Here is a 21,331-nt window from a genome sequence, read left to right on the forward strand (position 1 = left end):
CTCTAACACGCGAATTACTTTTCTACTATTATATTGTCGGTCTTTACAGATACATTTCTTGTGAATCCACTAACTACAAACATCACAATAATGTTAACTAACAACGCGACTATACCTACATTCAAATCTTTCATATACTGCGGGACACCCGGGAACATCGTAGCTATAGTAGAACCAGATAAGGTGATATATGCGACAATTAACAACCCAATCCCCATCCCCGCAATCGCACCTTGTTTCGTAATAATTTGACGAGGAAACAAACTACATACAAGCGCAGGGAAAAGTTGCGTAACTATACTGTACCCCATTAAAAGAAGAGCACCTATCGTTTCTCCTCCTTTAAATGTAAACAATACTGCAACAAACGTTACGACAGGTACAAATAACTTAGCTGCTTTTGCAACTTGTCTATCTGAAGCAGATGGCACCATTGTTCGGTAAATATTTTTTGCTAACAACGTAGATGCCGCCATAACAAGCATGGAACCTGGAACTAATGCCGTTAACACTCCTGCACTACCAATAATACCAATAAACCATGGATCAAACGTTTGAAGAGCCAGACGGAATAATGAAAGATCTACATCCGCTCCCTTTAACCCTGGAACTTGCAAGATAGCAGCAAACCCTGCAAAAAATACGAAAAGTAAAACTAAAGAATACAGTGGCATAATTGCCGCATTTTTACGAAATACTTTTTCATTTTTTGCCGAGAAAGCAGAAGCGAATGTATGGGGCCACATATAGAAACCAAGAGCCGTTAATATAATAGTAGAAACAAACCAAGAAATACTCATTCCTTCTTCAGGTAAAGATAAAAAACCTGGTTTCACTGCTTCTACAGCTTCGAACATCGGCTGAAATCCTCCATAATAATGGTACGGTAAATATATACCTAAAAACATAACGATAAATAGTATCATAATATCCTTCAAAGCAGCTGTCCAAGCCGATCCATGTATACCTGAAACCATTACATATATAGTTATAACAATAGCACCAATCCATACTGCAATAACTGGTGATACTCTTCCATAAGATGCTTCCGAAACGATGATCCCTAATCCCTTTAGCTGTAAAACAAGATATGGGATGATAGAAATTACACCAATAATTGAAACAATTATCCCAAGCGTCTTACTGCTATATTTTTTCGCAAAAAAATCGGACTGTGAAACGAGGTTATGCTCTTTTGCATATTTCCAAATTGGAGGCAATAAGAAATACGATAAAATATAAGCTAATGCACCATACCCTAAAATATAAAAAGTAGGAGCTCCTTTACTATACGCCCAGCCACTTCCTCCTAAAAATGTGAATGTCGTATAAATTTCGCCTGCCATAAGGAGAAAAACGAAAATAGTTCCAAACCCTCTTCCTCCAACTGACCATTGCTCTAAATTCATATCTTTTCCACGTTGGGCTCGAATCCCTAAAAATAGCGCTAAAAATAAGAATAAAATAATGATAAGTAATGCTGTCATTTCACATCCCCCTTATTAGCAGGGTCGAATACGTACACAAGCCCCATACAAAGAGACGTAATGAGCACTGATAATAATACCCAAAATAATAGAAATGGCATCCCAAGTACGTAAGGAGTGACCGAATTAGCAAATACTGGTCCAATCACTAAACAAAGAACTGGAATAAGTGCTAGCACGTGTATTTTCTTCATCTCATTCTCCTTTACTTATCAAATTCATAATGGATGATACAAAGACTTCCATTCCAATTGGTAATGCATCTTCGTCAATTGTAAAACGAGGATGGTGATGCGGATATATAATTCCCTTCTCTTCATTGCCTGCCCCTATAAAAAAGAACGTCCCTGGTGCCTTTTGTAAAAATGCCGAAAAATCTTCTCCTGCCATCGTTGGTTGTAAACGAACAACTCCTTCTCTTCCATACAACTGTAATGCCGTATGTTCAATAAGCTCTGTGACTTCATAATCGTTCACAACTGGTCGATATCCATACTCATAAGAAAATGTATACTTAGCACCGTATGATTCTGTAATATGTTTGACAATCCGTTCAAGCTTCTCCTTTGTTTCCTCTCTTAATTCATGCCTTAAACTTCTCACTGTCCCCTCAATCTCCGCTTGTTCCGGGATAACATTATGGGTTGTCCCAGAATGAAATTGCGTTACAGATACTACGAGAGAATCTAACGGGTTCGTGAGGCGAGATACAATTTGCTGGATTTGCGAAACAACTTGTGCACCAATGGCGATACTATCAACTGTTTCGTGCGGAATTCCAGCATGCCCACCTTTTCCCTCTATCGTCATTTTAAAAACGTCCGGTGCCGCCATCGCAGGACCATAAATTACACCTATTTTCCCAACCTCTAATGACGCCCAAAGATGAGCACCAATAATGTAATCCACACCTTCCATCACTCCCGCTGCGACCATTTCTTCTGCACCACCCGGAAAGTTTTCTTCTGCATGTTGAAATAAAAAGCGAATCTCTCCTTTAACTTTCTCTCTTTCCTCTACCAACTTATGTACTACACCAAGCAATATTGCCATGTGACCATCGTGACCACACGCATGCATCACACCTGGATATGTAGAAATAAAATCAAATTTATTTTCTTCATGAATAGGAAGAGCATCCATATCAGCACGAACCGCGATGGTTTTACCAGGCTGCTTACCAATTAACCTTGCCATTACACTATATTTAGTAGGTCGTGAAACTTCTAAATACGGGATTTTCCGAAGTATGTCGAATACAAATTGAGATGTTTTTTCCTCTTGAAAAGATAACTCTGGATACTTATGAAAATGCCTTCTCCACTCAATCAACTGATTCTTTGATAAAACAAGTTCCTTTGCGACATCCATTTCTCTTCTCCCCTTCTTCACCAAGTTAAATGTTATTATAGCGTGAATTATTAACTTTTAAAAGAATCTTCTGAATTTTCTATCTTAAAGTAATGAAAATAAAAAGCCATCCTCAAGATGACTTTTTACTCTTATAAAATAGTAATAGCTTGTTTCCCCATTTGCTCCCAAGCTTGCTCAAATTCTGCTCGTGGAACAGCGAAACGTGGATTGTTTTTTAGAGGATCATTTACATATACAAAGTTTTGATCGTATCCAACCACTACTACACTATGCTCAAAATATGTAATTTTCACTTTGCCAGAGCTTGTATTCCATGTTTCAAAACTACTCTCAGCTAGTGGCTTAAACGTTGTATTAATAATGACCCATACTGGCGAACCGGAACTAACTACTTTATATGTATCTTGCACGTCTCTACCTGTTAAATTAACTACTTTTTCAGGAACATATTTTTCCGCTAAATTAAAAATGGGTTGATTATATACACCATAGCCTGGCTCTGCCTTAGTATAAATATTTCCAACGAACCCCTCATAAGGATTTCCACGTAAACCATTTTGTTTAAATGGAACACGATGAATTTCGCTAGCAAGTTGCATCTTATCTACTTGTATACCTTTGTATTGCAGCAACATAGCCAAACTTGTAACTTCACATCCACGAGGTAATTCTGGTAACTGCTTTATAAACGGAACATTTTCAATCATAGCCGCTTCTTTCATTTCAGATAGAAACTCTAAACGGAACACTTGCGCCTTTTGTATAATTTTATCTTTCCCTATAAAAAACGCGGCAGCAAATATAATTCCAAAAACAAAAACATATTTTAACTTTTTCATTTTAAACAAGACTCCATTAATTATTATTTTACAGATCTACCTCCTATCATTGTACCTTTCTTCTTACTAGTTTGCTAGAAAGATTCTGTGAATTATTATTCACAGATATCGTTTTAAAATTCTAATTATTTTTAATAAAAAGAAAAAACAATATACTTTTTCAGATTCTTTTGCTAAAATGGAAATTATTAACCTGGTGAAGTAACTGAATTTATTTCACTAGGTTAACAAACATTCTAAGGTATTTAGTCATAGTTATCTTTTACATACTCAGTTCACAACAAAATAAGCCGAGTATGTTTTTCATCCCCCACTAATGATTAAAAGCCCAGAATGAAATCAAGTTAACACATACAAGAAAATATGGGGTGAGGGGCATATGAATCAACAAGTAGAACAAACAGATTTAAAACGCACAATGAAAAGTAGACACCTATTTATGATTGCACTTGGTGGAGTTATCGGAACTGGGCTATTTATGGGCTCTGGTCAAATCGTCCATAACGCTGGACCTGGTGGTGCTATTCTTGCATTTTTAGTCGGTGGATTTGTTATGTATTTAACGATGTTATGTCTTGGCGAATTATCAGTAGCTATGCCAGAAGCGGGTTCCTTCCAAAGTTACGCAAGCAAATTTATTTCACCTGGTTTTGGATTTGTTGTCGGTTGGATGTATTGGTTAAATTGGGCTGTTACAGTTGGAGTAGAGTTAACGACTGTTAGCATTTTAATGAAACGTTGGTTTCCAGACGTTTCTTCGTGGATTTGGTGTGTTACTTTTGCAATAGTACTCTTTCTTGTGAACGCTTTATCAGCAAAAGCATATGCAGAAGCTGAATTTTGGTTCGCTAGCGTAAAAGTGGCAACCATTGTTATCTTTATCGTTCTTGGAGGAGCGGTTATGTTTGGTCTCCTCGATTTTAATGGAAAGCCAGCTCCAATGCTTCACAATTTCACTGAAAATGGCGGGCTATTTCCAAACGGTGCATTAGCTGTTCTTCTTACGATGATCACAGTTAATTACTCATTCCAAGGAACAGAGCTTATCGGAATTGCTTCAGGAGAAAGTGAAAATCCTGAAAAAACAATTCCAAAAGCAATCAAAAATACAATTTGGCGAACTCTATTCTTCTTCGTCCTAGCGATATCAGTTGTTGTAGGTTTACTCCCGTGGCAAGAGGCTAATCTAGTTGAAAGTCCATTTGTACTTGTATTTGATGTGGCTGGTATCCCTTATGCAGCGGACATTATGAACTTTGTTATTATTACAGCTGTATTATCCGTAGCTAACTCTGGTCTATACGCAAATTCTCGTATGCTTTGGGCGATGGCAAAACAAGGAATGGCTAGTCCAGCTTTTACGAAGTTAACTAAAAGAGGTGTACCACTAAATGCGTTAATTTTCAGTCTGATTTTCGCAAGCCTTTCTTTATTAACAAGTATATTTGCAGCAGATACTGTCTTTTTAATTTTAACTTCTATTGCAGCAATGGCTGCTGTTGTTGTTTGGATGTCGATTGCAGCTTCACAGTTTTTCTTCCGTAGAAATTTCGTGAAAAATGGCGGCGACATAAATGATTTAAAATACCGTACACCACTTTATCCAATAGTTCCAATCGTAGCTTTCTCACTCAATTTCATTACATTTGTTAGTTTAGCTTTCATTCCAGATCAAAGAATTGCTCTCTATTGTGGGATTCCATTTATGATTATTTGTTACATTTTATACCAAGTGAAATATAAAAAAGTTGTCACATTTGAACAGAAAAAAAATATAACTCAGGGAATAAACTAAATATACAAAATATTCAGCTATCTTTCTTATGATAAGATAGCTTTTTTCTATTTCTTGGATATGTTGGTATAACTTTATTTATCTTAAAATTCCCACAATCACGTTTTTATCTGGAAAATAGTTTACAATGTTATCAAGTTACAAATGATATTCACCTTAAAAAGTGTGCATTTGTGTCTATTTTTTAACAATATGACAAAAACTATTGCCATCTATAAATTAATAGGTTTATATTGTTTTATTGGCATAGTTTCAATCCAAGGAGAAAGGAGATTTTCAATCGTGCAACTAAAGAAAGCATTTTGGAAGTTAGCTTCGCTTCTTCCGTTATCATTACTTCTGTTCCTCGGTGGCTGTGATAAGAAACTCGCAGTATTAAATCCGCAAGGACCCGTTGCAAAGGCACAGTATGATTTAATTGTTTGGTCATTCTTGCTTATGTCATTAATTATCGCAATTGTATTCATCTTGTTTACAGTCATCTTGATTCGTTATCGTGAAAAACCAGAGAATATGGACTATGAGCCACCTGATCAACATGGTAACACATTATTAGAAATCATTTGGACGGTTATTCCTGTTATTATCGTTATCGCATTATCGATTCCAACAGTTAAAGCAACTTATGCTTCGGAAGAGGTTCCGCAAGAGTCCAAACATATTAAACCAGTTGAAATTTATGTTACATCTGCGAACTGGAAATGGTTATTTAGTTACCCGGAGGAAAAAATTGAAACCGTTAACTATTTAAACATCCCAGCTGGTGTACCAATTCAATTTAAGCTTACTTCTGTAGGTCCAATGAATGCATTCTGGGTTCCAGAACTTGGTGGTATGAAGTACACTATGGATGGCATGATTATGGATTTATATTTACAAGCTGATAAGCCTGGTTCTTACCTAGGCCGTAGTGCGAACTTCTCTGGTGAAGGGTTCACTCATATGGAGTTCGAAGTTGAAGCAAAAACAAAAGAAAAGTATGACAAGTGGGTAAAAGAAGTACAAGAAACTGCTCCTAAACTAACAGAAAATAAGTACAACGAAATTGTTAAACCTGGTGTAGTTGGTCGTATGACTTTCTCTAGTCATCACTTAAGTTATGTAGATCCAAAATCACTTGAATATTGTGATTACAACTACTACAAAAACAAAAAATAATAGCTATTATTCCAACAGATTGGAGTGAACACAGTGAAGCTTGATGAATTCTTTGTCACAGGTGACCCGATTATTTACGGTGCAGACGCTTCTATCGTTCTTGTGACATTAGCAATCATTTTCGTACTAACAAAGTATAAAAAATGGAAATGGCTTTGGGACGAATGGTTAACAACTGTTGACCACAAAAAAATCGGGGCCATGTATATTATCTCTGCGGTTATAATGTTATTCCGTGGTGGTATGGACGGTTTAATGATCCGTGCACAGTTAACATTCCCAGAAACAACTTATTTAAACGCTGAACACTATAACGGGATCTTTACAACACATGGTACAGTAATGATTCTTTTCATGGCAATGCCATTCGTTATGGGATTAATGAACCTTGTAGTACCATTACAAATCGGTGCTCGTGACGTTGCATATCCGTTCTTAAATGCTTTAAGTTTCTGGTTATTCTTTGTCGGAGCAATGTTATTCAACATCGCTTTCGTAATCGGTGGTTCTCCAGACGCTGGGTGGACTTCTTACTTCCCAATGGCAGGTACAGAGTTTACTTCTGGCGTAGGAAATAACTACTACGCAATTGCATTACAGATTTCAGGTCTCGGTACGCTGATGACGGGTATTAACTTCCTTGTTACTATCTTAAAAATGCGTACACCTGGTATGACTTTAATGAGAATGCCAATGTTTACTTGGTCAATCTTAATTACAACAGTTATCATTATTTTCGCTTTCCCAGTATTAACAGTTGCTCTTGCATTAATGACATTTGACCGTCTATTCGATGCTCACTTCTTTACGATGGCGAGCGGCGGTATGCCGATGTTATGGGCCAACCTATTCTGGGTATGGGGTCACCCTGAAGTATATATCGTTATTTTACCGGCATTCGGTATTTTCTCTGAAATCATTAGTACATTCTCACGTAAACGTCTATTCGGTTACAGTGCGATGGTGTACTCGATGGTTGCAATTTCTTTACTAAGTTTCGTCGTATGGCTTCACCATTTCTTCACTATGGGTGCAGGTCCAGCGGTTAACTCATTCTTCTCGATTTCGACAATGGCGATTTCGATTCCAACCGGTGTTAAGATCTTTAACTGGTTGTTTACACTGTATAAAGGACGTATTCGTTTTACAGTTCCAATGCTTTGGTCATTGGCATTTATTCCAAACTTCGTAGTTGGTGGAGTTACAGGGGTTATGCTTGGAATGGCAGCAGCTGATTATCAATACCATAACAGCTACTTCCTAATTGCTCACTTCCACTACGTATTAATCGCAGGTACAGTATTCGCTATGCTTGCTGGATTCACATACTGGTATCCAAAAATGACAGGTCATATGTTAAATGAACGCCTAGGTAAATGGACATTCTGGATCTTTATGAGCGGATTTAACATCTGTTTCTTCCCAATGTACTTCTTAGGTTTAGACGGTATGACTCGTCGTATGTACACTTACTCTGAAAGTCTTGGATGGGGCTGGCTAAACCAAATCGCATCTGTTGGTGCTGTAATGATGGGTATTGGCTTCCTAATCCTTTGCTATAACGTAATTTGGAGTGCACGTCACGGTGAGCGTGACACAACTGGAGATCCATGGGACGGCCGTACACTTGAATGGGCAACTCAATCTCCTGTACAACATTACAACTTCGCGAAACTTCCTGAAATTAAAGAAGCTGATGCTTTCTGGTTCATGAAAAAACGCGGAGAAACAGTTACACCAGCTGCAGAAGAAATAAAACCAATTCACATGCCAAGTAACTCTGGCGTGCCTATTATTGCGTCTTTATTCTTCGGCCTTGCAGGTTTTGCATTAGTATTTAGTTGGTTCTGGCTTGCAGCAATCGGCGGAGTTGGTATTTTAGGTTGCTTAATCTATCGTTCATTCGATTATGACGATGGTTACTACGTAAGTGTTGATGAAATTAAAGAAACAGAACATATAGCATGAGAGGTGAAATGACATGGCGGCTTTAGATAAAAGCTTACCTTTGGAATATCAATCCGAGCAAAGCAGATTGAATATCCTAGGATTCTGGATTTTTCTTGGGGCTGAAATTATGCTGTTCGCAACACTTTTCGCCTCTTATCTAGTCCTTGCTGGTCGTACGGCAGATGGCCCAACACCAGCGCAACTGTTTGAACTTAAAACGCTTTTAATTCAAACACTACTACTTTTAACAAGTAGTTTCACATGTGGTATCGCAATTCATGAAATGCGTAAACACAATCAAAAAGGAATGTTAGCTTGGTTTATCCTAACTTTACTTTTAGGTGCAGGCTTCCTATTCTTCGAGATTGAAGAATTCATTTTATACGTTGGTGAAGGCGCAACGATTCAAACAAGTGCTTTCCTATCTGCATTCTTCGTTCTTCTTGGAACACACGGAGCCCACGTAACAGGTGGTATCATTTGGGCAACTTGTGTTATTATCCAGATTTTAAAACGAGGTTTAACACCAGTTACAGCTCGTAAAGTATTTATTATCAGCTTATACTGGCATTTCCTTGATCTTGTTTGGGTCTTTATTTACACACTAGTTTACTTGAACGGGATGGTGGCGTAAATGGGTCAAAATAATAATCAAGCAAATGGGCATGCGCATAGCGGATTCCCATGGTCACACGTTTTCGGATTTATTTTATCGCTTGCACTAACGTTTCTAGCTTTATACGTGGCACTTTATACAACCCTGCCACTTTCAACGATATTAACAACTATTATCATAATGGCTGTTGCGCAAGCTTTATTACAATTAATTATGTTCATGCATTTAAAAGAAGGAGAAGGAAGAGTTCAAATTCTTACAATGATATACAGTTTCTTCGTTGCAACTGCAACAGTTGGTTTAACTGTATGGATCTTCTTCTCAATGTAATTTGTATGAAAAAGACTGCTGAGATTCCTCAGCAGTCTTTTTTTATCCCGCATTAACGGGTAGTAAGACCCCCACTGATTAAAGTTTCACTTTATCCCCTCCCCTATTGCATCCACATTACGGAATTTACAACAGAATCATGAAAAATATACTTATTATGACAAATGTTAAGAAAACTCTTTCTTTATGAAATCGAATCCATATGCGTTGCTTTTCTACCTATTATATGGCTAAATAGGTACTATATTTATTTGAAGGGAGAGAACGCAGTGGAACATCATTCTTCTGTTCTATCACTTATGGTTGTTGTCGCAATCGCGTTTTTCGTTCCCCTTTTGTTACAACGCTTTAAATTAAAAGCACTTCCTGTCGTTGTTGCAGAAATTATCGCAGGAATCTTTGTAGGTAAAAGTGGGTTTAACATCATTGAGCCAGATATGTGGCTTCAAGTCTTATCGACACTAGGATTTATCTTCCTAATGTTTTTAAGTGGGTTAGAAATTGACTTTTCAATTTTTAAACAAAAAGGGAAAAAGAATACGACAAACGAACCAAACACATTCCAAGCAGCAAGCATTATCTTCTTATTTATTTTCATATTATCTTATGCCCTTTCATTACTATTCGTATGGCTAGGATTTGTAGACAATGCAATGTTCATGACTTTAATTATTTCAACTATTTCTTTAGGTGTTGTCGTACCAACATTAAAAGAAAATAACTTAGGAAAGACTGCAATCGGGCAAATCATTTTATTAGTCGCTGTTATCGCAGACTTAGTTACAATGATTTTACTCGCTGTATTCGTCGGGTTAAATTCCGAAAGTGGCCAAAGCATGTGGCTTCTACTTCTTCTATTCGGCGCTGGTATTGTAATTTACTTTGTCGCAAGACGCTTTAAAAATATTCCATACCTAGAAAGCTTAAAAGCCGGTAGTGTACAAATTGATACACGAGCTGTTTTCGCACTCATCTTAATATTAGTTGGATTATCTGAATCTGTTGGGGCAGAAAACATTTTGGGAGCCTTTTTAGCAGGTGTACTCGTATCTTTATTATCACCAAATGAAGATATGGTTGAAAAACTTGATTCCATCGGATATGGTTTCTTCATCCCTATTTTCTTCGTAATGGTTGGTGTAAATCTAGAAGTATGGTCTATTTTTAAAGAGCCTTCTAGCATGCTAATGATCCCAATTTTAATTGTGGGGCTCTTTATCTCAAAACTGTTACCATCACTCGTCTTACGAAAATGGTACCCACGCAATATCGTACTCGGAAGTGCTATTTTGTTAACATCAACACTTTCTTTAGTTATTGCGGCTGCACAAATTGGTGAAAAGCTAGGCATCATTAGCCCAAGTTTATCAGCATCTCTTATTTTAAGTGCAGTTATTACTTGTATTTTTGCACCTATATTATTTAAAAAGATGTTTCCAAAAGTGGAAACACCAAAACCGAAAGTATCTATTATTGGTGCAAGCAGAATTACCCTTCCGTTATCACTTGATTTAAAACGTGAAGATTATGACGTAACACTATATATGATACGTCAAAATAAAATAAATGATGATGAAGCGAAATCTCATGACTTCCCTATTGTAAAATTAGATGAGATTACTATTCAATCTTTAATGGAGCAAAAAGTTTTCGAAGCAGACCGTGTTGTTGTTGCAACAAGTGATGATGGACAAAACTTATTATTAGCAGAACATGCAAAAGAATTAGGTGTTGAACACGTCATCGCAAGTGTAGAAGATCCCCTTCTACAAGAAAAAGCAACTCAAGAACATATCGCTGTATTCTCGACTATTAACTCTACACGTATTTTATTACGTGCACTTATTGATAAACCAAGTCTCGTTCGCTTAATTACAACAGCGAATGAAACAGTTCGTGAAGTCGAACTACGCAGCAATAAATATAACGGTGTTGCACTACGCCGCCTTCCGTTTTTAGGCGACGTACTCGTCATTCAAATTTACCGTGGTAATAAAGCATTAATACCGCATGGTGATACGAGACTACAACACGGTGATACATTGCTTGTCACAGGTTCAAAAGAACATATCGATACACTGAAAAGCATATTAGAATAGAAAAATGCCCCTCACATAATTGAGGGGCATTTTTCCATTTCCATATGGTAAAATGTTACTATCACATATTATGGGGATGAATAATATTATGTCTATTTCAACTTTAGCTCTCTTATTATTAGCAGAAGTACTCGTCGCCATTATTCTCATCGGTATTAGCATTGAAATTTGTAGCTACGGATGGAAAAAATCGAATGGAATAAAATACTCTTGCCTCTTACTTTCACTCCTTCTCGGAACTGCTAGCATACTCGGACTTTTCGCCGCACCTGCCTATTTCTTTATACAACTAACAGAAAACGCCTTATAAGAAAGGATGTTAATATGATTACCGTGAAAAATATTGAGGGATCTGAAACTTACGTATTACGTCAAAAAATTTTACGCCCGAATCAAACATTAGCAGATTGTAAATATTCTTCCGACTATGAAGCGGACACCTTTCACTTAGGCGCATTTATAAACGATGAACTAATTAGTATCGCTTCCTTCTCAAAAGAGATATACCCTGACTTACTAGCAGGTATTCATTATCGTCTACGAGGAATGGCCACATTACCTGAATTTCGAAACAAACGTGCTGGAAGCTCCTTAATTCAGAAGGCGGAGCAAGTCTTGCAAGAACGCCAAGCAAATATATTATGGTGTAATGGCCGAATTACTGTAGCTGAATATTACAAGCGCTTAGGCTTCCAGGAACATGGTGAAATCTTTGAAATTGAACCGATTGGTCTTCATAAAGTACTGTATAAAAGAATATAAGAAAAGCTTTCCGCAATATGGGAAAGCTTTTCTTATATTTCAATCTTCACTTTTTATTTTTCTCATATATATGTATATAAACAAACTAGGAACTAAAAAACAAGCAAACATAATAAGTCCTGTCATACTAATTTCCTTTATAGAAATATCTGGTGTTACAATGATACAAATAGCTAAAATTCCAATAACAATACCCACTGGAATAAATAATAATTTCATAAAATAGCTCCGTGATACTCCACCTGTATGCTCATATGCCTCTACAGAATGTTTTAAATTTAAGAAGTTAATGACTACGATCCCGCACATAAATACCATTAATAAATCCGAAACACTTTCATATCCTGCACCTTGCAAAACATAGCGATAAAAAACAATACCTAGTATGACGATATTTTGTAAGATGAAAACTAGTCTAATATGTTTTAGCCCCTCAATCATTAAACGTTCATCTTTCACGATTTTCATCCTATCACTCCTTTTCCTCCCAAAACAACTCATTCAATGTTTTATCTACCGCATAGCAAATTTTCAAACATAAATCTAAAGACGGGTTGTATTTCCTCTTCTCAATTAAACTAATCGTTTGCCTTGTAACGCCTACTTTTTCTGCTAATTGTTGCTGTGTTAAATCTAACTGAACACGCGCGACTTTTATTTTACTTACAGCCATTCATGTTCCTCCTCTACCTTTATTGTAACATATATATTCCATTAAGTAATTTATATTTTACGTAACTAATTTGATTTTCACCTTATCCCGCTATTTGTGGGCAGTAAAGTTCCCGATTGTTGAGGGCTGATGCTGATAAGCAGTGGGAATGAACAAAAGCCCCACCGTTTATAGTTTCACTTTATTATACACAAAAAAGGACCTTCCATAAGAAGCCCCCTTTTTATATCTATATTATAAGAATAAATGACATCCAAATAAAATTGTAAATAAGTATAGTAACGGATGTACTTCCATCCCTTTCCCCTTCGCAATTTTTAAAATTGGATACACTAAAAATCCGATTGCAATCCCATTCGCAATGCTAGACGTTAACGGAATACCAACGAAAATTAAAAATGCCGGTAATGCATCTTCGAATTCATTCCAATTAATATCACGAATGCTTTGTGCCATTAAACTACCTACTATAATTAAAGAAGGAGCTGTAATAGCTGCTACACTTGATAAAGAGGCAATAACAGGGCTAAAGAATGCCGTTATAATCGTTAAACAAACGACTACAATACCTGTCAATCCAGTTTTACCACCTGCCGCAATTCCTGCTGACGATTCAATTGTCGCTGCTGTCGGGCTTGTCCCAAAGATAGAACCTGTCGTCCCGCCAATTGCATCCGCAATGAACGCCTTACCAAAGCGCTTTTCAGTGTTATCTGTATTTAAACCTGCTTGTTTAATTAAACCGAGTAAAGCACCTGTTGTATCAAATAAAAGTACAAGTAAGAATGAAAAAATAACTCCATATAACCCGTATTGAATTACATCAGAAAATGCATTGATAGGATTTGAAACAATGATGCCTTCTGGCAAATGTGGCATTGCGACAATGTTATTTTCAAACTTTAATTGCCCTGTAAAGAAAGCAATAACCCCTGTCACAATCATACTAATAAACAATGCACCACTAACACGTAATACCATTAATACTGCCGCTAACACTAAACCAACTAAAGTTAAAATAACAGCCGGGGAATGAAAGTCTCCGATTGTAACTAAGTTAGATGGATGATCGACGATAATACCTGAAAGCCGTAATCCGATAAAAGCAATAAATAATCCGATTCCACCCGCAATTGCATGTTTTAAACTGTCAGGAATTGCGACAATTAGCTTTTGCCTAAACGAGGTGAAAGATAATAAAAGAAAAATAATACCTGTTACAAATACTGCTGAAAACGCAATGACATATGTAATCCCCTCTGCCTGTTGAACAACAGAGTAAGCAAAATATGCATTCATTCCCATCGCTGGAGCAATAACAATTGGATAGTTAGCTAAAAACGCCATACATAGCGTCCCTACAACAGTCGCAATAATAGTTGCCGTAAAAGCTTGATCAAATGGTACACCTGCATCAGATAATATTTTCGGATTGATGACAAGAATATACGCAAATGTAAAAAAAGTTGTGATGCCAGCTAAAAGCTCTTGCTTCACAGAAGTGTTATATTTTTGTAATTGAAACATGGTTATGTACCCTTCCTACATCTGAATTATTATCACATATTCTTTTCTTACTAGTATGTGAGAAAATATAATACTTAATCTTAACAATCAATAAAAAGAAGAGTCAATATATTCTCTAATAGTTAGAATTTTAAGTTTAAGTCTGTCAAGCTCAGATGTAGTACAGTGCATTATGATTATTTTTGTAGCATAACAGATAGAAATGTTTTATAATTTGAAATAGTTAAACATTTGGCAAGCGCATTCAAATATCGTTCACTCTACAGGGGGTATTCTTCTTATGCAGCAAACAAACAAATCTGAAACTTTAAACCGTGGTTTAAAACAGCGTCATATTACTTTAATGTCTCTCGGTTCAGCAATTGGCGTTGGACTATTTTTAGGATCAGCTTCCGCTATTAAACTAGCTGGCCCATCCATTTTACTAGGCTATATGATTGCCGGACTCGTTATTTTTTTCATTATGCGCGCACTCGGGGAAATGGCAATTGAACAACCAGTTGCTGGCTCTTTTAGTAAATATGCAAATGATTACATCAGCCCACTAGCTGGGTATATTACAGGCTGGAATTACTGGTTTTTATGGGTTGTTACTTGTATGGCGGAAATTACAGCAGCAGGCATTTACATGCAATACTGGTTCCCAGATATCCCGCGCTGGACTTGGGCATTACTCGCTCTTTTATTAATGAGTGCTTTCAACTTCTTATCTGTAAAGGTGTTTGGAGAACTTGAGTTTTGGTTTGCTCTCATCAAAATTGTCACAATTATCTGTATGATAGTAGTCGGTGCTGGTATTATTTTATTCGGATTTGGAAATGGCGGCGTTGCAACTGGTATTTCAAATCTTTGGGAACATGGGGGCTGGTTCCCAAATGGATTCTCTGGATTATTGCTTTCCTTACAAATGGTATTATTCGCTTATTTAGGAGTCGAACTTATCGGAGTTACAGCTGGGGAAGCTCAAAATCCGAAGAAGACACTCGCAAAAGCAATTGATAACGTATTTTGGAGAATTTTATTATTCTACGTTGGAGCTCTATTCGTTATGATGGCAATTTATCCTTGGAACGAACTTGGTGAAAAAGGAAGTCCCTTCGTACTAACGTTCCAGCAAATCGGTATCGCAAAGGCAGCAGGCATTATTAACTTTGTTGTTTTAACAGCAGCTCTTTCTTCTTGTAACGGTGGTTTATTTAGTACAGGCCGTATGCTATTTACATTAGCACAACAAAAGAAAGCACCCGAAAGATTCGGTCGTTTAAATAAAAACGGTATTCCCAGTCAAGGAATTGTAGCAACAGCAATCGTTTTACTCGTTGGCGTTATATTAAACTATCTTGTTCCTGCAAAAGTGTTTACATGGCTAACTAGTATTTCAACTTTCGGTGCAATTTGGACTTGGGGAATTATATTAGTCGCGCAAATTAAATTCCGTAAAGGATTACAGACTAATAAAAAAGATAAGCTAGCATATAAAATGCCTTTACACCCATTAAGTTCATATTTCTCACTCGGCTTCCTTGTACTTGTACTAGGTATAATGGCCTATTCAGAAGATACACGAATCGCATTAATCGTCGGTCCAATTTGGCTTATCGGCTTGGCTATCGTGTATTATATGAAAGGTTTTCATAAGATTGATGAATCATCTAATTCAAAAATTAGTTAAGTCCACGATCTCTTCCTAATTTACTAGGGAGAGATTTTTTCATTATTCACATAAATATTTCTCAATTAAATTAACGTTATCTTTACACTATTTAATATTTTCTATCTTTATTTCCTGAAAAAAATAGATTACATTATTAAAGCACATATATTTATTATTAGGGGGATTCTTCTATGAAGAATAAAAAATGGATTCAATTTTCTTTAGCAACAGCAATCACACTTAGTATAGGGAGTTCCTATATTCCGTCTACTTATGCCGAAAGCTCCGTAGACCCAGCTCCTGAAATTGCTGCAAAAGTTGTAAACCAAAACAATGGGAAGAAAGTATTATTTGATAATACGCACGGTCAAACAGCTGGGACAGCTGACTGGGTTATTGATGGCGGTTTTTCTGATTTCGGAAACGGTATTGCCCAAAACGGATATTATGTAAAAGAACTTCGTAAATCAACACCTATTACATACGACGACTTAAAAAATTACAACGTGTTTATCGTTCCAGAGGCAAATATTCCTTACAAAAAATCTGAACAAGACGCAATGTTACAATACGTGAAAAATGGCGGCAGTATTTTCTTCATTGCCGATCATTATAATGCAGATCGTAATAAAAACCGCTGGGACTCCTCAGAAGTGTTTAATGGATATAGACGCGGGGCATGGGATAATCCAGCAAAGGGAATGTCTAATGAAGAAATAACTTCACAAGCTATGCAAGGAGTAGAAAGCTCTGATTGGCTATCCGATAATTTCGGTATTCGCTTCCGTTACAATGCACTTGGTGATGTTTCAGCTAAAAATATTGTCTCACCTGCGCAATCATTCGGAATTACAACTGGCGTTTCATCTGTAGCAATGCATGCCGGCTCTACTCTTGCGATTACAAATCCAAAACTAGCGAAAGGCCTTGTATATCTTCCAGAAAATCCATCAAAATGGAATAACGCTGTTGATAGCGGCGTTTATAATGGTGGTGGCGTTGCAGAGGGGCCTTATGCTGCTATTTCGAAAGTTGGCCTTGGAAAAGCAGCCTTTATTGGTGATTCTTCTCCTGTTGAAGATGCTACGCCAAAATATGTTCGCGAAGATTCAGGTCAATCAAAGAAAACTTATGATGGTTATAAAGAAGAAAACGATGCTGTTCTATTAGAAAACATCGTGAATTGGTTAGCGAAGCAAGAAACATTTACAAGCTTAGATCAAGTGAGTGGTTTACAGCTTGATGCACCTACAGCTCTACAAACATTTGAACAACCAAGTTTATCAACAGAACCACAACCAGAACCTTGGAGCGCACCAAGTCAAGGTTACCAGTGGTTCAATACAAATACTTTCAAACCAGGTTCATACGGCTATAACGGTGCAGTGACAACGAGTGATTACGTAATTACGCACCCTAGCATTCTACCAAACAATGAAGTGTTCCAAATGAAGCTTCAAGTAAATAACTTATTACCAAATACAACATACAATAATTATTCTTTAGGTATCTTCACAACTGGCGGAACACAGGTGGCAAAAATTCAAAATACAAATGGCACTTGGCCATCTTCTTTCGGATATAGCAGTGCATTCTCTTTCATCACAAATAACCAAGGATCTGCTGAAAAAATTGTGAACGTACAACTTGATTCAAATACAACTGGACAAGCAACACTTCGTCTACGTCAAAATACGACAGCGAAATATAGTGAAACTGTAACGATTAATAAAAAATAATGAAAAAGGCAATCCGGATATGGATTGCCTTCTTTTCACTTCTCTTCTTTTGAGAAAAACATTCTTGAAATAACGATACCTATACTACCAACGATTAAGAATAACACCGCCCTGATCATCATCGACACCTCTGGTAGGTCGAGAAGGAATAACTTCCCTACTGTTACTACTAATACGACTAGGCCAGCATATAATATTTCGTTCATCTGTCTATAACGGCCAAACCAAACTGCAAATAAAGCATATACCATCCATAATAACGATACAGATACGCTAATTATACTTCCATCTGTAGAAAGAACTTCACCGATCCTAGTAATTGTAATAAATACAATAACCATTAACGAGTAGAGCGTTATAGAATAAACATATTTACCTAAACTCGCTAACACTTCTTTTGCTTGTATCATGCAATAATAGAACGTTCCTATTAAAATAATATGAGCGACAAACCCTGCTGAAATGAACTCATCAAACGGGCTAAAAATCGTCTGTACCATTCCAATCGCATAAATCGTTGCACTTACATACAATTTAATATTTTGCTTTACTTTAATAGCAGTAATCATACCGAGGAAACCTTGTAACAATAATACGATCGCTGCATTCACCAAACTATACTCGTATAAAATCGCTAAACTAAATGACCCCATTGCAAAGCCAAATATTAGATTTGTAAATACAGAATGTTTATTCTTCCTATATTCAAGTACGAACATAACAGCATGCACAAATGCACTTATAACTAATCCCCACGTTGTAAATTCAGGAATTTGGGAGATGGCTAAAATAAAGAAAACTGCATTTGCACTAAATATCGCCAATCTTGCTTCTTGTATAAAATTCTTCTCCGAAAACATATGCCAAAATAACAGCAAATGAATTATACCGTATACAACCGTTAACTGTACTTGCACATTCTCTATCAATATTGACATAACAACAAAGAAGACAAATAGGACAATTGCCGCAACAACATAAGAAATCATATACAAGTACTTATAACGGTTTCTCAATGCATACCATAATAGGCTAATTGTTAATATCGTCTCATAACTAAAGAAAATATACGTATTAGGAGTCGTACTATTTAACAAGAAAGGAACAAAAAATGCTCCAACCGCCACGAAAATAGCGAGGTATTCCGATCTATATCTTTTCGCTAAATAAATCCCTAAAATAACCCATACAATATTACAGATAAACGCAATACTTGCAGGAATAAACTCATATAAATAATGTGCCGCAAACGTTGTTAAAACAATTCCCGTAATACTTCCTCCAGCTAATACTAGCCCTAACGCTTGCCGCTCTCTTTTAATTTGTATATCTCCTACGTAATACAAACCGGCAGATAGTACTATACCAAACACAACCCGTATCGCTGGTGTTAACAATCCAGCATTTACTCCTGCTTTAAATAACCAAATAACGCCAAGTAGCATAATACCGACAAATATGCGTGGTAACCATGTTTGACAAAACTTTATAATATTAAATGGTTCTGGCTTAAATGCAGATATATCTACTTGTTTCACCTCTGGCTCTTGTATGGACTCCCTCGTCTTAACTACATCTTCTTGTAACTTTTTATTACTTACCGTCTCAATGTATTCTTTCTTTTCCTTATTAACATTTTGTTGAACCTTTTCAATTTCCCTTTGCTTCGCTTTCAAATCATAAAGTGTCTCTTGCATCGTTTCAATTGCCGTTTCGAGTGCTTCTATTTTCTTATTTAAATCTCCCTTCATACGCTCCCCCCTCATTACCGATCGTTATTAAACCTATATATTACCAATTATCCTTATCATACTATTAGTCTATTCATGTTCGATACCATTTTTCCAAAAAAAAGAAAGGTGTTTTCCGAAATAGGAAAACACCTCTTACTTATTTCTTCTTATTTATAGCAATACTAGCAATCATACCGAAGCAGGCACCTACAAATGCTGGGACGATCCAACCTACACCTTCTGTATAAAACGGAAGAACTTTTAGTAGTGGTGTCCATTTATTCATCAGTACACTTTTGTTTAAAACATCAATCGCACTAAATAACGCTACGATTCCAATCGTGACCGAATATACGTATACATACTTTCCAATATACTTATGAAATAACCCTAAAATAATAAGCGTTAGGGCAACTGGATAAATAAATCCAAGAATCGGTACTGATACTTTTAAAATTTGCGTTAATCCTAAATTAGCTAAAATCATACTCACAAAACTTAATATAAATGCCCAAGCTTTATAAGACACTTTCGGAAATACACTTGCAAAAAACTGACTACAAGACGTAACCAGTCCAATTGAAACACATAAACATGCGATAGTAAAAATAAGGCCTAATAATACTAATCCGCCTTGTCCAAATAATGTCGTCATAACTTGTGCTAACACTTTCGCACCGTTATCAAATGTACCTAATGAACCACTAATTGAACCAACATATCCAAGGATGACATAAATAATAGATAGTAATAGTCCTGCCCCAATTCCAGCAATACTCATATATTTAGCTAAACCTTTATCATCTTCAATACCTTTTGCACGCAAAGCATTTGCAATAACAATCCCAAATATTAAAGCTGCTAACGCATCCATCGTTAAATATCCGTCTAAAAACCCTTGGAACATCGGAGCTTGTCCATAGTTCCCTATTGGCTCTTTCACATCTCCTACCGTTGTAAACATACTCTTTATAAAAATAAGTGCAATCATACATAATAATAACGGCGTCAAAACTTTTCCGAACAAGCCCATTAATTTAGACGGGGATAAACTTAACCAGTAAACAATACTAAAGAAAATAGCCGTGTAACATAACAAAACTAAGCTACCTGCTTGTGGGAACAACTGACCTGGTCCCATTTCAAAAGCTAAACTTCCTGCACGTGGGATACCAAGACCTGGTCCAATAAATAAATACACGATACACGGAAAAATAATGGCGAATGAAGGATGAACTCTACCCGCTAACGTTTGAAAGCTTCCCGCTTTCGCAATAGCGATAACACCCAATATAGGAAGACCTGTTGCTGATATAATAAATCCTACTAATGAAATCCACACATGTTCTCCTGCTTCATACCCAAGGAAAGGTGGGAATATAAGATTCCCCGCTCCAAAGAACATCGAGAATAACATAAGGCTAATCAATAAAATTTCTTTTTTCTGTAACAATTTCATTTCTTTCTCCTTCTTTAATTTCATCTTTTATGAAATCAATTTCACATATAAAAAAGTGCAATAACCCGCTTCCTTACAAAGAAAACATAGTCCATAGTCTATCACAAAAGAAACACCCATTCTATAGCTATCTCTC

Annotated in this window: 19 protein-coding genes; 10 read left to right on the plus strand and 9 right to left on the minus strand. The window is 36.5% G+C overall.

The annotated features are described in order from the left end of the window. Positions 1-14: 14 nt before the first annotated feature. From Q3V31_RS24500 to Q3V31_RS24515, 4 genes are all read right to left on the minus strand, one after another. The gene (locus Q3V31_RS24500; protein WP_016128712.1) at positions 15-1,487 is read right to left on the minus strand and encodes a sodium:solute symporter family protein; all 1,473 of its coding nucleotides are present in this window, start codon (positions 1,485-1,487) and stop codon (positions 15-17) included. Beyond that, positions 1,484-1,681, minus strand: coding sequence for a DUF3311 domain-containing protein (locus Q3V31_RS24505; protein WP_000719864.1), 198 nt, complete (start codon positions 1,679-1,681; stop codon positions 1,484-1,486). The genes Q3V31_RS24500 and Q3V31_RS24505 overlap by 4 nt, the downstream gene beginning before the upstream one ends. Position 1,682: 1 nt before the next feature. Beyond that, complete coding sequence (locus Q3V31_RS24510; RefSeq protein ID WP_016128711.1) at positions 1,683-2,858, minus strand: amidohydrolase; 1,176 nt, start codon at positions 2,856-2,858, stop codon at positions 1,683-1,685. 131 nt (positions 2,859-2,989) lie between these two features. Beyond that, positions 2,990-3,700 carry a C39 family peptidase gene (locus tag Q3V31_RS24515; RefSeq protein ID WP_000734510.1) on the minus strand — a complete coding sequence of 237 codons (711 nt, stop codon included), beginning with the start codon at positions 3,698-3,700 and terminating at the stop codon, positions 2,990-2,992. A gap of 379 nt (positions 3,701-4,079) precedes the next feature. On the opposite strand from Q3V31_RS24515, the gene Q3V31_RS24520 reads away from it, so the two are divergent. From Q3V31_RS24520 to Q3V31_RS24555, 8 genes are all read left to right on the plus strand, one after another. Then, positions 4,080-5,495 carry an amino acid permease gene (locus Q3V31_RS24520; RefSeq protein WP_016128710.1) on the plus strand — a complete coding sequence of 472 codons (1,416 nt, stop codon included), beginning with the start codon at positions 4,080-4,082 and terminating at the stop codon, positions 5,493-5,495. A gap of 282 nt (positions 5,496-5,777) precedes the next feature. Next, a complete protein-coding gene (locus Q3V31_RS24525) occupies positions 5,778-6,653 on the plus strand; it encodes a cytochrome aa3 quinol oxidase subunit II (RefSeq protein WP_001176159.1) in 876 nt (291 codons plus the stop codon). Between the two features lie 33 nt (positions 6,654-6,686). Next, on the plus strand, positions 6,687-8,621 hold the full coding sequence (qoxB, locus tag Q3V31_RS24530) for a cytochrome aa3 quinol oxidase subunit I (RefSeq protein WP_016128709.1): 1,935 nt from the start codon (positions 6,687-6,689) through the stop codon (positions 8,619-8,621). 13 nt (positions 8,622-8,634) lie between these two features. Continuing rightward, positions 8,635-9,237 (plus strand): cytochrome aa3 quinol oxidase subunit III, encoded by a 603-nt coding sequence (gene qoxC / locus Q3V31_RS24535; protein WP_000729310.1) that lies wholly within the window; start codon positions 8,635-8,637, stop codon positions 9,235-9,237. After that, positions 9,238-9,549 carry a cytochrome aa3 quinol oxidase subunit IV gene (gene qoxD / locus Q3V31_RS24540; protein WP_000531385.1) on the plus strand — a complete coding sequence of 104 codons (312 nt, stop codon included), beginning with the start codon at positions 9,238-9,240 and terminating at the stop codon, positions 9,547-9,549. A gap of 269 nt (positions 9,550-9,818) precedes the next feature. Further along, positions 9,819-11,648, plus strand: coding sequence for a monovalent cation:proton antiporter family protein (locus tag Q3V31_RS24545; protein WP_016128708.1), 1,830 nt, complete (start codon positions 9,819-9,821; stop codon positions 11,646-11,648). Positions 11,649-11,700: 52 nt separating this feature from the next. Continuing rightward, the gene (locus tag Q3V31_RS24550) at positions 11,701-11,958 is read left to right on the plus strand and encodes a DUF4022 family protein (RefSeq protein ID WP_141435225.1); all 258 of its coding nucleotides are present in this window, start codon (positions 11,701-11,703) and stop codon (positions 11,956-11,958) included. 14 nt (positions 11,959-11,972) lie between these two features. After that, on the plus strand, positions 11,973-12,410 hold the full coding sequence (locus tag Q3V31_RS24555; protein ID WP_329767416.1) for a GNAT family N-acetyltransferase: 438 nt from the start codon (positions 11,973-11,975) through the stop codon (positions 12,408-12,410). A 39-nt stretch (positions 12,411-12,449) separates the two neighbouring features. On the opposite strand, the gene Q3V31_RS24560 is transcribed toward Q3V31_RS24555, so the two are convergent. The 3 genes from Q3V31_RS24560 to Q3V31_RS24570 form a co-directional block, all read right to left on the minus strand. Then, positions 12,450-12,878, minus strand: a complete 429-nt coding sequence (locus Q3V31_RS24560) for a hypothetical protein (protein ID WP_016128706.1) — start codon at positions 12,876-12,878, stop codon at positions 12,450-12,452. A gap of 4 nt (positions 12,879-12,882) precedes the next feature. Next, entirely contained in the window at positions 12,883-13,083 is a 201-nt protein-coding gene (locus Q3V31_RS24565) for a helix-turn-helix transcriptional regulator (RefSeq protein ID WP_329767417.1), read from the minus strand. Positions 13,084-13,317: 234 nt separating this feature from the next. Further along, complete coding sequence (locus Q3V31_RS24570) at positions 13,318-14,610, minus strand: NCS2 family permease (protein ID WP_016128705.1); 1,293 nt, start codon at positions 14,608-14,610, stop codon at positions 13,318-13,320. 280 nt (positions 14,611-14,890) lie between these two features. Here Q3V31_RS24570 and Q3V31_RS24575 point away from each other — a divergent pair, with 280 nt between their 5' ends. Then, entirely contained in the window at positions 14,891-16,282 is a 1,392-nt protein-coding gene (locus tag Q3V31_RS24575) for an amino acid permease (RefSeq protein WP_001187983.1), read from the plus strand. A gap of 173 nt (positions 16,283-16,455) precedes the next feature. Beyond that, on the plus strand, positions 16,456-18,003 hold the full coding sequence (locus Q3V31_RS24580; RefSeq protein WP_016128704.1) for a hypothetical protein: 1,548 nt from the start codon (positions 16,456-16,458) through the stop codon (positions 18,001-18,003). A 35-nt stretch (positions 18,004-18,038) separates the two neighbouring features. On the opposite strand, the gene Q3V31_RS24585 is transcribed toward Q3V31_RS24580, so the two are convergent. Further along, entirely contained in the window at positions 18,039-19,754 is a 1,716-nt protein-coding gene (locus Q3V31_RS24585) for a DUF2339 domain-containing protein (protein ID WP_016128703.1), read from the minus strand. Between the two features lie 139 nt (positions 19,755-19,893). Then, positions 19,894-21,195, minus strand: coding sequence for a branched-chain amino acid transport system II carrier protein BrnQ1 (gene brnQ1, locus Q3V31_RS24590; RefSeq protein ID WP_016128702.1), 1,302 nt, complete (start codon positions 21,193-21,195; stop codon positions 19,894-19,896). Between the last annotated feature and the right edge of the window lie 136 nt (positions 21,196-21,331).

The sequence above is a fragment of the Bacillus nitratireducens genome (assembly GCF_036320425.1).
Lineage (GTDB): Bacteria > Bacillota > Bacilli > Bacillales > Bacillaceae_G > Bacillus_A > Bacillus_A nitratireducens.